The sequence below is a fragment of the Ktedonobacter sp. SOSP1-85 genome (assembly GCF_016587415.1).
GTDB lineage: Bacteria > Chloroflexota > Ktedonobacteria > Ktedonobacterales > Ktedonobacteraceae > Ktedonobacter.
Window position 1 is genome coordinate 3,050,444 of the sequence record NZ_BNJI01000001.1, and the last position, 13,832, is coordinate 3,064,275.

10 protein-coding genes are annotated in these 13,832 nt (G+C 54.6%); 2 read left to right on the plus strand and 8 right to left on the minus strand.

Annotated features, from left to right (window positions below; translation table 11 throughout):
* Positions 1-22: 22 nt before the first annotated feature.
* Both KTE_RS12795 and rsmA read right to left on the minus strand, forming a co-directional pair.
* Positions 23-2,266, minus strand: a complete 2,244-nt coding sequence (locus KTE_RS12795) for a tetratricopeptide repeat protein (RefSeq protein WP_201381482.1) — start codon at positions 2,264-2,266, stop codon at positions 23-25.
* A 182-nt stretch (positions 2,267-2,448) separates the two neighbouring features.
* Positions 2,449-3,333 carry a 16S rRNA (adenine(1518)-N(6)/adenine(1519)-N(6))-dimethyltransferase RsmA gene (gene rsmA / locus KTE_RS12800; RefSeq protein ID WP_201381484.1) on the minus strand — a complete coding sequence of 295 codons (885 nt, stop codon included), beginning with the start codon at positions 3,331-3,333 and terminating at the stop codon, positions 2,449-2,451.
* Between the two features lie 548 nt (positions 3,334-3,881).
* Between rsmA and KTE_RS12805 the strand changes: the two genes are divergently transcribed.
* Both KTE_RS12805 and KTE_RS12810 read left to right on the plus strand, forming a co-directional pair.
* Complete coding sequence (locus tag KTE_RS12805; RefSeq protein ID WP_201381486.1) at positions 3,882-6,668, plus strand: transglycosylase domain-containing protein; 2,787 nt, start codon at positions 3,882-3,884, stop codon at positions 6,666-6,668.
* 142 nt (positions 6,669-6,810) lie between these two features.
* Positions 6,811-7,314 (plus strand): hypothetical protein, encoded by a 504-nt coding sequence (locus KTE_RS12810; RefSeq protein ID WP_040444277.1) that lies wholly within the window; start codon positions 6,811-6,813, stop codon positions 7,312-7,314.
* Positions 7,315-7,363: 49 nt separating this feature from the next.
* On the opposite strand, the gene KTE_RS12815 is transcribed toward KTE_RS12810, so the two are convergent.
* The 6 genes from KTE_RS12815 to rplJ all read right to left on the minus strand — a co-directional run bounded on the left by KTE_RS12815 (position 7,364) and on the right by rplJ (position 13,579).
* Positions 7,364-7,882 carry a L,D-transpeptidase gene (locus KTE_RS12815; protein ID WP_201381487.1) on the minus strand — a complete coding sequence of 173 codons (519 nt, stop codon included), beginning with the start codon at positions 7,880-7,882 and terminating at the stop codon, positions 7,364-7,366.
* 323 nt (positions 7,883-8,205) lie between these two features.
* Positions 8,206-8,847, minus strand: coding sequence for a uracil-DNA glycosylase (locus tag KTE_RS12820; RefSeq protein WP_007913399.1), 642 nt, complete (start codon positions 8,845-8,847; stop codon positions 8,206-8,208).
* A 174-nt stretch (positions 8,848-9,021) separates the two neighbouring features.
* Positions 9,022-11,463: a polyribonucleotide nucleotidyltransferase gene (locus KTE_RS12825; protein WP_201381488.1), complete on the minus strand. Its 2,442-nt coding sequence runs from the start codon at positions 11,461-11,463 to the stop codon at positions 9,022-9,024.
* Between the two features lie 526 nt (positions 11,464-11,989).
* Positions 11,990-12,259 carry a 30S ribosomal protein S15 gene (gene rpsO / locus KTE_RS12830; RefSeq protein WP_201370331.1) on the minus strand — a complete coding sequence of 90 codons (270 nt, stop codon included), beginning with the start codon at positions 12,257-12,259 and terminating at the stop codon, positions 11,990-11,992.
* A 357-nt stretch (positions 12,260-12,616) separates the two neighbouring features.
* Positions 12,617-12,994 (minus strand): 50S ribosomal protein L7/L12, encoded by a 378-nt coding sequence (gene rplL / locus KTE_RS12835; protein WP_201370330.1) that lies wholly within the window; start codon positions 12,992-12,994, stop codon positions 12,617-12,619.
* 48 nt (positions 12,995-13,042) lie between these two features.
* Positions 13,043-13,579, minus strand: coding sequence for a 50S ribosomal protein L10 (gene rplJ / locus KTE_RS12840; protein ID WP_201381489.1), 537 nt, complete (start codon positions 13,577-13,579; stop codon positions 13,043-13,045).
* Positions 13,580-13,832 lie beyond the last annotated feature (253 nt).

Sequence of the window (13,832 nt, forward strand, 5' to 3'; positions counted from 1 at the left end):
CCATTCCTCTCCCCTCTTCTTTTTATACCCCTCGCAGGCGCTCGGCTTCGGCCTCGGCGGCGCGGGCATCCCTCTTGCGGTAGAGCTTGCGCAGAGCCTCTGCCTTGCGCAGCCAATTATCGGGATCGTTGGGCGCGAGGCGAATGGCCGACTCGGCCGCTGCCAGAGCCTCGTTATACCGGCCTAACAGCTTGAGGATCAGGGACTTGTTATGTAGCGCGGAGACCATACGTGGATTGACCTTGAGAGCGTTATCGTAGGCGCTCAGGGCCGCGCTATAGTTCCCGAGACGATAGAGGGCATTCCCTTTGCCATTGAGGGCTGCGGGCAGGCTGGGATTGCGGCGCAGGGCTTCTTCATATGCATTCAACGCCATATCATAGCGCTCCATACGACTCAGGACGGTCGCCTTACCGAGCCAGGCGGGGGCAAAGCTGGGATCAATCTGCGTCGCGCGCTCAAAGGATTCCAGCGAGCGGCGATAGTTGCCCAGCTCTTGCAGGAGCTGGCCCCTTCTCTCCCAGACCTTCACATAGTTTGGATCAAACTGGAGCGCCCGGTCATAGTTGTCAAGCGCGCTTTTAAACTTCTGCTGCGCGTAGAGCACATTGCCCATGCCATAAAGAGCAGGCGCGAAGCGTGAATCGCGCTTGAGCGCCTCTTGATAGGCCTGGTAGGCTTCGCGTAAGCGCCCCATTTCGAGCAGAATCAAGCCCTTGCTGTTCCAGTTGAGCGCGGAATTAGGCTCATAGCTCAGAGCCTGCTCTGATGCTTGCAGAGCCTCTTCATACTTGCGCATCTGGCGCAGGACCAGGCTCTTATTGCTCCAGGCCAAGGCCATCCTGGGATCAAAGCTCAGGGCGGTATCAAAGGCATTGAGAGCCTGCTCGGGGAGGCCAAGCGCGCTCAGGGCCGCGCCCTTCCCATTCCAGGCAACGGCATTACCAGGTTCAAGCAGGATGGCACGATCAAACGACTGCAAGGCATCGCGATTCTGGCGCAAGCGATTGAGCGCGACCCCCTTCCCATTTAAGGAGGTTACCAGATCGGGATCAAGCTGGAGCGCACGCGTAAATGACTGCAACGCCTCGCGGTGCTGACCATTTAAGGCCTGCGTCAAGCCACGCCCCTGCCAGGCCTGGGCATTGAGCGAGTCCGTTCTGATTACCTGGTCATAGAGCTTGAGGGCCTCAGGGACACGCCGCTGTGCATAGAAGGTATAGGCATCCTGTAAGAGCTGGCTCGTCTCAGGTGAGGAGGCCGTCATTGTGGACGCGAACCCTGAGGCATACGGTGTGGAGGTTGGCCCCGACATAGTCGCGATGGGTTGGCTCAAGGTGCCGCTGATGCGCTGTTGATCTACATGGCGCAAGACATCCAATACCTCTTGCGCGCTCGCCGGGCGCTTCTCCGCGCTCATATCGAGCATGCGTATTAACAAAGCCTCAAGTTCGTGGGGAACCATGGGATTGAGCTGCGATGCCGGGCGGAAGAAGAAAGGTTGCTCGCTGGGATCAACGCCTGTCAGCAGGCAGTGCGTTAAGGCACCCAGACTATAGATATCGGAGCGTGGCGTGCTTTGTGCCTTCCCATACTGCTCAGGGGCGGCGAAGCCCGGCGAGCCAAGCGCAACGGTATCATGCGATTGACCAGGTTTAAAGACGCGCGCGATACCGAAGTCAATCAAGTAGATATGATTGCCATTGACCATCACATTGGATGGCTTTAAATCGCGAAAGATGATGGGTGGTTGATGGCTGTGAAGATAGTTCAATACATCACAGAGCTGTTTGCCCCAATCCAGCACCTGGTCGAGTGGCAGCGGCTTACCTCCCGCCTGCTCCAAATAGTCCTCGACCGTGCGGCCCTCGATAAAGTCCATAACCAGGTAGGAGCGCTCATTCTCGCTAAAGTGGTCATAGATGCGCGGTAGATTGGGATGCAGCAGGTCCGCCAGGAGAAGAGCCTCGCGCTCAAAGGCGTCTTCCGCCTCCTGAGCAGTCGTCGAGGAGAGTCCCGCTTTACTCATCTCTTTAATCGCGATTGGACGGTTATTAAAGCGCGTATCTAATGCTTTATAGACCGCGCCCATTCCTCCCTGACCAATCAGCGCTTCAAGCTGATAACGGCCATCGAGTAGGGTTTGTTCGGGTAAAGCGCCTGTGGTGTGTCGAAATGGTAGCGCGGTGGCGCAATATTGACAGAAGCGCGCCGTCGCCGCATTCGCCGCCCCACAGTTCTCGCAGAACTGCTCCAGTGTCGACATAAATCTCGCTACTTCTTCATTTCAGAATAGGCTACACGCTAAATGTTCTCAATAATTTTATTTCTGGTGCCTCCAGAAATTGTGGAGGGGGGGTTTTATGGGGACACCTCATTCCCCAGCAGGAGGGAGACCCCTCCTGCACCTCCCCTTTTTATCGGATCCACCCACCTTACATAACCTGGTTACTCGGCAGGGGTGGTACGCAGGGCCTCGAAGGCGCGCCAGAGTTGCATCCACTCTTCAATGCTGAGCATCTCTGCACGCCTGTTGGCTTCGATACCTGCCTGGCTGAGGCAGGCACGCACTACCTCATTTTTATAGTGTAAAGCATGCGTCAGCGAATTGTGAAGCTGTTTGCGTTTCTCCGCGAAACCCGCCTGGACCACGCGGAAGAAGCGGTCACGCTCCTCCAGCGTCAGGGGCGTCTCGTCATTGACGTCAATACGCAAGATGGCCGAGTCAACTTTGGGCGCGGGATAAAAGGCCTGGGCTGGCACCTTGCTTACAATACGTGGCTTACCATAAAACTGGATACTGACCCCCAGGACGCTTAAATCGCCAGGGGCCGCGGCAATCCGCTGTGCCACCTCCAGCTGGACCATGACGACGAGTAGTCTGGGTGGGTTCTGGCTCTCCAGAAAGTGCCGAAAGGTGGGCGCAGTAATATAATAAGGCAAGTTCGCCACCAGTTTGTAGGGTCTGTGCTCAAAATGGTCCTGGGGATTGATAAAGAGCAGGTTACGCTCCACCAGTTCAACGTTGGGCCTATCTCCTACCGTCTTCTCTAGCAGGGTGAGCATATCACGCTCTAGTTCAACCGCTACGACGCGCCGAGCCTCCTGCGCAAGCTCGCGCGTCAGGACGCCCGTTCCAGATCCTACCTCCAACACTTCGTCATTCGCGTTAATCTCAGCCGCCTCGACAATCCGCTGCAACACGCTCCGGTCAATCAGAAAATTTTGTCCAAAGGCCTTATTTGGACGCATCCCATGCGCGTAGAGAAGATTTCTCAGGTCCCGCATATTCGTCAGGTCGATGGCGTCATAATTTATATTTGGCACCGCCATGGGCTGGTGTAGCTCTCTCTCTTTTCCCAATGCTTTCTTTCGTCCGTTCTTACCACGTATGCCTAAGGTTTATCTCGTGCGTCCGACCGACGCTGCTAAAGCACGCGTCTACATATGGAGGTACAGAGCCCGGTCGCGTCTTGATATGTAGACGCGTGCTTTAGCAGCGTCGGCATACTTTCTTTGCACCACCATTATATACTATCGGGTCTATCCTGCACTCAGGCTGAGGTACTCTCACATTTTCTACGTCGGACCACCTCTTGAGTTGCAATATACGCACGAGATAAGTGATTTTCAGCTAGCACGCTGGCTTCTTTTCCGCTCAATATCCACATATATACATATGTATCTACAAATAGAAGTACCAATATCCCCGAATTTCTACGCAAATACTCCTGATTGCGCTTTCGTTCGTTTCATAATATGAATAGTGAGCGAATTGTGCATATAAGTCAGAAAAATTCAGATAAAGCATGTGGACAGAGGTGGGGCCGCTTGCGAGGAAATAATAAAAAGATCTTAACGCAGGAAGGATATATAACTTTATGCCAACCAATCATTCTCAAACGAATTCTAGCTCCGATTCCTCTCCTTCACGCTCCTCTCCACAGGAACGCCCGGCATGGCAACAGGAGAACGAACACGCGGAGGCCTATGGCGAGCAGTCAACACTTCCTCGCCCTCCTCTCGCGCGTCAGCCTACTTATCAGCAAAGCCTGGGGCAAACAGGCATTCCCCATCCCAATGCCTCCACAGCTCCCGCGCCAATAGTAAAGCCCCCTGTGCCTCTCAATCGCACCAGCCAGTTTGTCCAGCCAGGAAGCATACGAGGAGGCATACAACCAGCAGTGCCACCGCCTGTAGCCGCGTACGCCGGTAGTGGGTCCAGGCCTCTTTCCCAGCCATTGCCAGGCACATCGCAACGCCAGAGACACGCCCGTGTGCTACGCAAAAAGCGGGTACGCCTGAAGCAGCCCAGGCCAGATATGGTAGCACGCCTGCTTATGGGTGGCTCCCTGCTCTTCCTGGTTGCTCTCCTTTTCACATTTGGCGGGACCGGTATAGCATATGGCTACTATCAGATGCAGCTTTCGTCGATCAATGGTATCGCACAGCATTCGCTTTTCCAGAACACACATATTTATGATCGGCATGGGAAGCTGCTTTACGAGCTATACGATAAACAGCTTGGGAAGGGACGCCGTACCTATGTCAGCTATCAGGATATCTCGCCCCTGCTCATCAACGCCACCGTCGCCGCGGAGGATCATACCTTCTGGAGCAATGGCGGCGTAGACCTCCAGGGCATTGGGCGCGCGCTGCTCTCCAATGCTCGCAGCGGTGGCGTACGCGAGGGCGGCAGTACCATTACGCAGCAGCTTATCAAGAATCAGTTTTTTAGTGGCAAAGAACGCACGGTAGGCATCAAGTTTCAGGAAGCCGTTCTCGCCGCCGGGATCACCCAGCAGTACCCCAAGTGGAAGATCATGGAGATGTACCTGAACACCGTCTACTATGGAAATATCAACTATGGCGTCGAGGCGGCCGCGCGCGACTACTTTGGTCTTAAGCCAGATTGCCAGGGAAATCACTGCAAGCCAGCCGTCTCGCGCCTTACGCTGGGTCAGGCCTCGCTGCTGGCAGGTTTACCACAGAGTCCAACCTACTACAACCCGGTCATCAACAAGGATGTCGCGCTTGAGCGTCAACAGGTGGTCCTCAACGCCATGGTCGCAATGAAGATGATCACACCCCAACAGGCTCGCCAGGCTCGCCAGGAGACGCAGCAGAGCGATATCCAATCCTATTCCACTGACCAGGAGATGAAGGCCCCCCACTTTGTACAATATGTCATCAACCAGCTTGAGGAGGTGTTGGGCGGCCCGGAGCAGCTTCGGGATGGAGGCTTTGACGTCTACACCACTCTGGACTATGACCTGGAGCAGAAAGTTGAAGAGATCACCTATAACAACCTCTATACAACAACATATGATCGTGGACTGGGAACCTATAACGTCTTAAGCCGCGATAAAAACGTCAATAACGCCTCGGTCGTCGTGATGGATCCCAAAACCGGAGAAATTCTCGCCATGAACGGGAGCGCCTCCTACGAGGCGAATTATCCTCAGGTGCGCGGCCAGCTCAATGGTACGACGACGCCACGCCAGCCAGGTTCCTCTTTTAAGCCGATTGTGTACGCGACGGCCTTTGAAATGGGCTGGTATCCCGCGATGATCGTTTCTGACCACCGCACGATCTACCCGGTCGATCCGCCAGATTACTACCATCCCCAGAACTACGATGGCAGCTTCCATAGCGATTATCCGATGACGGTACGCACGGCGCTGGCCAACTCTTTCAACATTCCCGCCATCGACGCGATTATGTTTACAGGCGTACACAACGTCCAGAACATGTCAGCGCGCCTGGGCATCTCAGAGGTGGCAAACCTGCCTGACGCACAGACGGGTCCCTCCATGGCCCTGGGTTCAAAAGAGGTCTCACTGCTGCATATGACCGATGCCTATGCGACCTTTGCCAATCAAGGGCTACGCATGCCCCCAGTCTCGATCCTCTCGGTCAAGAGTAACCAGGGACGCGAGCTTTATAGCTTCCATCCACGCGGCATTCGCGCGCTGCGCCCCGACGTTGCCTTTCTCATGAATGACATTCTCTCGGATAGAGTCGCCCGCTATAAAGAGTTCTATCCGGGTAATCCCCTGGAACTGAGCAGGCCAGCCGCCGCCAAAACTGGCACCACGGATAGCTTCCGCGATAACTGGACAATTGGCTATACGCCCTATCTGACGGTAGGAGTCTGGGCGGGCAATAGCAACAATGAGCAGATGTACGACGTCATTGGTATCACGGGAGCAGGTCCGATCTGGCACGATGTCATGGAGTACGCCTCGCAGCACTATAACTTTCCGCCAGACGACTTCCCTCGTCCCGATAATGTGCATCGAGGTGCAGTCTCCGCCAACACTGGCCTGGCATATGCAGCTGGCGAGGGCGCGGTAAGCGACTGGTTTATCGATGGAACGCAGCCAACTATCCAGGGCGCCAACTACTATGTTCCCCCCCTGGTATGCCCGAAACCCAAAGATGATGAAGAAGGCGACAGCGCCAGCAACGCGGATATACCAGAGGCATGCCTGAAAGACAGTAGCAAGGACGGCAAAGATGGAGATACCGGGAAGAACTCGTCCGGCAGCCCGAACGCTGGTGGAGGAAATAGCCCCAACGGCAGCCAGGCGACGCCTTCCACCAGTACCGGCGGGAATAGCCCTACCAACAACCCGCAAATCATCGATGTGACCCCGGGTCCGTAAGTGAAACAGTAACATTGAATGGACAGGCGGGCCTGTCCATTCAATGTTATTATCCCCTTACTTGTGGATGATAAAATACTATAATACTGACGAAGCTATTCAGCCATTAAACGATACTACTTCCCGGAGGTCTACATTCTCTATGTCAGATAGATCGAACCAGGGCCAGGGCGGCGAGGAGCAGTTGCCACCTCTGGACCCAAACTTTCGTCCCCTTACGCGCACCGAGCGGCGCAACCTATGGCTCAAAGAGTATGGCGAACAGGATATCGCGCTCCAATTCTGGGTGAAACTTGCAGAGCAGACAGACCAGGAGTTTCCCGTGATGTTTCAGATGCATGGGCAGCTCGTCTTTGGACAGATGATCAGCACGCTCGCTTATGCCCGCTTCCATGTCGAGCTTTATGAGGGGATGTATCGCCAGGAAGATCCCGATACTGCAGACTTCCTGCGTGAGTTCTACACCAACCTGGTTCCACCCGCCGACCAGCCTGAGATCGGACCGGCAGGACTGCCCGTGCTCTATGAGTATGTACACCTGCGCGATATCACCATCATCAGCGGGGGCCATAAGACTAAGCTACCATACTGGCGTGGGCGCGTCAGCGCCGTTGAAGCCTTCGTTCTGGGCGCCACCACCGAATAACAAGATTGTGTGATTTGCGGGCATTGCCCGCAAATCACACACAAACCCATTATTCAATCTGTACAGTTGTTCCCACGGGTGCCCAGTTGTAAAGCCATTTCGCGGAATCCAGATTCATGCTTACGCAGCCATGTGAACCCTGATTATCATCGGTCGTGCCGGGGCCAAAGGCGGAGCGCCAGGTCGCGTCATGTAAGAAGTAGCCACCTTCCTTGAACGCGAGGGCGTAGTTAATATAGGTTGGAGCGTAGTAGTATTGTGAGTTCTTTGGCCAGGGGGAATGGAACCAGGTTGGGCTGAGCTTTTGTATCACATGAAAGGTACCGGTTGGGGTCGGAAGTTGGCTTCGACCCGTCGTTACCAGCGTATCAAAGACCTCTTTATCGCCCTCGTAAGCAGTCAACTCCTGTTGTGAGATGCTTACGACGATGCGCTTACCTTGCGTGGTCTGGTCAGTATAGCCCTGGGCATAAACACGGTGTAGCGCCTGGGGTGCGAGTATGAGACTGAGCAGACAGAATAAAGCAAGTCCCCCTAGTAAAAGGGAACGTTGAAAGCTTGTTTGCATAATATTATCTCCCTTTCCCATTGTGAAAGCAAATCTTTATCCACACATCCACTTCGTGCACAGCGATCAGCGCTATGCAACCCACCACTCCATTGCAACAAGGGACAGGCTCATCTCTCAACGCGGATGACCTTCTCAGACTATTTTGCACAGGTAAACCAATCTCAACAACAGAGATGGTCCTGGTCATCGGTAGCCATACAGTGCGCACCTTCAGATTCATAGCCTCTGGTGCGCACGAGGTCAGTTCCTACACACCTTGCCACTACCCTTGCTTGCTCTCACCTCCATGACCTGCTGGTCGGGAGATGTAGAGGAGATTATTAGAACAGAGATAACTGCTGAGGTGGTTCCTCATTTTTCTTGGGTGCTACGACAACTTTGGGAGCCGCCGCGGCCATGCGTTCCGCCTCCGCCATCACCAGGGGAATCTTCTTGAAATCTTCACGAATCACGTCTTTCAGGCTGGCCTGGTGCAGACCTGCTGCCGGGTGATACATGGCAATACAGATATACCCTGCATCCTTTTTGCGCGCCCGTCCATGAATAACACTGATCTTCTCATTGCCAAAGAACTTGGCCATTGAGAAACGTCCGAGAGTCACGATGACCCGCGGTTTCAGCGCCTCAATCTGGCGATCTAAATAATTATTACAGGCCGCAATCTCATCGGGTTGGGGATCGCGATTCTGCGGAGGGCGACATTTCACGACATTGGTAATAAAAACATCGGAGCGTTTGAGATTTATGCTTGCCAGGAGTTCATCGAGGAATTGTCCCGCGGGACCCACGAATGGACGTCCTTGCTGGTCTTCGTGGTAACCAGGACCTTCACCAATAAAAAGGATCTTAGCACTTGTGCTACCTTCGCCTGGTACAGCCCTCGTTCTACCCTTACAGAGATTACATTTCGAACAGGTAGAAACCTCTACGGCTACCTCTCTCAGTATCTCCTCTGACGACATGGCATATTACCCCTTTTTTAATCGTTACTAGCGTTGAGGTCCTAAGATGTCTCTATATTGTACAGATCTTTTGTGTATTACACAACTATATTGTGCATAATAGGGTCAAGAACCAAGTTAAGAACACTATAGGCGACACGAGGTCGCCTATAGTGTTGCTGCTTATTTGAGGTTTTACCAGCGGCGATCCGTCGAACGCGGACCAAAGCCACCGTTATCGCGGCGTGGTGGACCACCTGGGCCGCTTGGGCGACTGCCGCCAGGGCCACCCATGGGACGGCGCTGGCCAAAGCCACGATCTCCGCCGCCACCGCCACCGCTGTAGCCACCACGGTCTCGATCTCCATAGCCGCGACCACCGCCACCGCCGTAGCCACCACGGTCTCGATCTCCATAGCCGCCACCCATGCGACCGCCAGAAGGCGGGCCTTCACGACGATCTCCATAGCCACCACGGCTCATGCCACCGCGACCTGGGCCACCGCGACCACCGCGCTCACTCTCAATCTCGGCCTGACTGGGCATCTCGCCACTCAGGGCCGCGCGACGCGAGAGGTTGACGCGTCCCTGACCATCGACCTCGATTACCATGACGGTAATCTCATCGCCGAGTGAAACGACATCTTCAGGGCGCATCACCTGGTAGTCAGCAAGCTGCGATGTGCGGACCAGGCCCTCTTTCCCGGGCAGGATCTCGACGAAGCAACCAAAGTCGACCAGGCGGCGAACCGTACCGGTATAGATGCGACCAACCTCGACCTCTTCGGTCAGGGCGCGAACCGCATCCATCGCACGCTGCATCGCCTCACCAGAGGTGGCAGCAATGTTGACGGTCCCATCGTCCTCGATATCGATCTTGGCGCCACTCTCATCCTGGATCTTACGAATCATCTTGCCGCCCGGCCCGATGACTGCACCAATCTTATCAGAATTAATCTTAATACTCTGAATACGCGGTGCATAGATCGAGAGCTCCTCGCGTGGAGCGTCGATTGCGTCCAGCATCTTCTCCATGATGAACATACGGCCTTCATGTGCCTGTTCAAGCGCCTTGGCCATCACATCATAGGTGATACCTTTGACCTTGATATCCATCTGAAGGGCGGTCACACCATCGGCGGTACCCGCGACCTTAAAGTCCATATCGCCCAGAGCATCCTCGATGCCCTGAATATCGCTGAGGACGGCCCACTTGCCTTCGCGCTCACCCTCACCAGTAATCAGCCCCATGGCCACGCCAGCCACAGGCGCGTGAATGGGAACACCCGCTTCCATCAAGGCAAGGGTTGTACCACATACCGAACCCATCGAGGTTGAGCCATTGGAGGAGAGAATATCCGAGACCGCGCGAATGGTATAGGGGAACTCTTCCTGTGTTGGAATGACAGGCGAGACCGCGCGCTCAGCCAGGGCACCATGGCCAATCTCACGACGACCAGGGCCACGGAGCGGCTTGCTCTCACCAGTGGAATAAGGCGGGAAGTTGTAGTGGTGCATGAAGCGCTTATTATCATTGGTCCCCAGTCCATCGAGCACCTGCTCTTCTCCGGGTGAGCCAAGTGTTATCACGCTGAGCACCTGCGTCTGACCGCGGGTGAAGAGCGCCGAGCCATGCGTGCGGGGCAGGAGACCAACCTCGCAGGTAATGTTACGGATGGTCTTGGTATCGCGACCATCGGGACGTATACCTGAATCCAGAATGGTATTGCGAACGTAGGCCTTCAGCTCCTTCTCATAGAAGCCGATGATCTCCTTCAGGCGATCAGGATACTGCGTTCCCAGCTCGGTCACCAGATCGTCCTGCACCTGGCTGAGCGAGGCTGAGCGAACCGTTTTATCGGGATTGCTGACCGCGGCCTCGAAGCGTGGGCGAACGAACTCCGCCACCTTGCCCTGAAGCTCAGCATCGGGCACGGGGGCCGCGAAGGTGCGCTTGGGCTTCCCACAGACCTGGACCAGCTTCTCCTGCATCTTCACCAGATCTTGCAGGGCCTCGTGACCAACACGCAGAGCCTCCAGCATCATATCTTCGGGCAGTTCTTTGGCGCCGGCCTCAACCATCATAATCGCGTCAGCGGTACCGGCAATTGCCAGGTCAAGCTTGCTGCGCGACATCGCGGAAGCCGGGGGATTGATCACAAACTGGTCATCGACGTAGCCGACGCGTACGGCCCCAACCGGGCCAGCGAAGGGGACATCCGAGATGGAGAGAGCGGCAGAAGCGCCAACAATACCCATAATATCGGGGTCATTTTCCTGGTCGACGGAGAGGACGGTAATCACGATCTGGACGTCGTTGCGATAACCTTTGGGGAAGAGAGGGCGAAGAGGGCGATCAGTAAGGCGGCTGGCGAGAATAGCATGCTCAGTCGCGCGACCTTCACGCTTGATAAAGCCACCGGGAATTTTACCAGCAGCATACATGCGTTCTTCAACATCTACAGTTAACGGGAAAAAGTCAATGCCTTCACGGGGTTCATCGCTGCCAACCGCGGTTGCCAGGATCACGGTGTCGCCGTATCGCACAAGTACAGCGCCACTACTCTGTTCCGCTACGCGACCGGTCTCTATACTCATGACGCGGCCACCGATAACGGCTTCTTGACGGTGAATCATATTTCCTCCGACTAATGCACCCTAATACCTAAAACGCGAAAGTGTGTTAAAGCTCCTCAGGAGGGGTCTGAAGTCTTGCCGGCCCATCTCTCGTTATAACCTGGGTGCGGATCACTGCTCTTTGAAATGTCCTTTTTTTCGCAAACATAGCTGCAACTGGCTTCAAAACATCGTCTTCGCTCTAGCAGTGCGTTGCGTGCTGATTTATTACTTGCTGTGTGGAGAATAAAACCCTCTTCTGCCTATCGTCTTCGCTCGTTCCTTCGTCTCTAGCTTCCTTCGTAAACACCAATGACACACGAACAACCTTGAGGAGCAATACTTAGTAATACTTGCGACCTCGCAAACACAACCGGGAGCTTTTTATAAGATGCCTGCTTATCCAGTGGAAATAGCAACATCTGTGGGACACTCCCTATCCCTGTGAACTCTTGGAAAAGGTGCAGCGGTCGGGCGAACGCAAAGGCGTACGCCAGGATTGCGCCGACCGCATTAATTGCAGCCCAACGGCTTTCGCGATACCGTTTTAGCGGCGTAGGCCCAATTTTTGGATCAGGGCGCGATAGCGCTCTGGACTTTTCTTGCTCAGATATGCAAGCAGACGCCGACGCTGACCAACCATAATTCTCAGGCCGCGGCGTGAATGGACATCATGCTTATGCACCTTGAGATGCTCAGTCAAGCTCAGAATGCGGGAAGTCAGGATAGTTACCTGAACTTCGGGCGAACCAGTATCGGTCTCATGGACGCGGGAATCAGCAATAATTTGTGATTTCTCTTCAACTGTCAAAGCCACGCTTCTAACTCACCTCCTACTAGGAAAAGTTGGGAAAGACGTAAGATCTTTCAGCATTATAACATGGATCACCGGAGGGCGCAACGAAAGGCGTCCCCCAGATCAGCTTTTGGGTTGTGTCGTTGTTGTTCGTGTTGTGTATAGGTGTATTGTATCGAAAGCTGTTCAGGAAGATCGTGTGTAGACATACAAGCTAGAGGGTTTTCCAGCAAGATGGGGCCAGAACCTCCCTACCGGGAGGGTGGGGAAGATTAAGAGCACGCCTTCAAAGTCGGAGAGGAGACAGGGAAACGTAGAAGCTTCCCTGTCTCGCTTCGGTATCGAAGGGGACAGTCACTTAAGTTACTTACTTAAAAGCTACTTAATGGTGACTTTCGCGCCAACCTCGGCAAGCTTCGCGGCGATGCGCTCGGCCTCTTCCTTGGAGACAGCCTCTTTAACGGGCTTAGGAGCCTCGTCGACGACAGCCTTCGCCTCTTTGAGACCCAGGCCTGTCAGTTCGCGAACAACCTTAATGACGTTGATCTTGTTGGCGCCAACCTCGGTCAGGACGGCGTCGAACTCGGTCTTCTCTTCAATAACAGGAGCAGCGGTGGCCTCGGTAGGAGCAGCGGCAACAGCCACGGCGGCGGGAGCAGCGCTGACGCCCCACTTATCCTGAAGGGTCTTGCTCAGCTCGACGAGCTCAAGGACATTCAACTTTTCGATATCAGCAATGATTGTCTCAACGGACATGATCGTTCCTCCTAGATATGCACATAGATATGCATTGAATACACAGTTTTATTCGGCGGAAGCTCCACCGAGTTGATCAGCACGACCCTGTAGGACATAGCACAGTTCGCGCATGGGAGCGCTAATTAAGCCATACACATTGGACAGCGGACCCTGAATAGTGCCCACTACCTCAGCCTTGGTCTGGTTTTTGCCACCCCTGATCTTGCCGATGCCTTCAACTTGCTCGGAAGACAGCGTGCGGCCACCCAGGATGCCAGACTTAAGGACGACAACCTTGGAGTTGCCGGTATAATCAACGACGGCCTTAGCGGCTGCTACCTCGTCGTCGAAACCGAAAGCGACGGCGGTCTGACCATTGAAGATGCTCGTGTCGAGCTCATTCATGTTGTTGCGCTCGCTCGCGATACGCAGCAGGGTATTCTTCGCGATCTGGAACTCGACATTGGCGGCGCGCATCTTTTTGCGCAGGTCGTTCATGTCTTTGACCGAGAGACCCTGAGTTTGAACCAGGATAGCAATCGTCGCCCGACCCAGCTTATCGGTTAAATCCTCGATCATCTGAGCCTTTGCTTGCGTTGGCATGTTGCTCTCCCTCCTTTCCTAAAAAATGTTTACTTCTTATGCGAAAACCAACGCCACTGTCGCGGCTAGCGCTGACGCGCTCAGGTTTTCGATAGGTAGTTTATCTTTTAAACGCCTTGCGAGATATTCGCGCGAGGCATGAAAAAAGCCTTCGGGATGCAACCGAAGGCTTGAGGAGAGCCGCGTATTTCTCGGCATGAGATTCAGGCGCACACGTAGCGAGTACGCATGGAGAATCTTCATGGAGACGCGC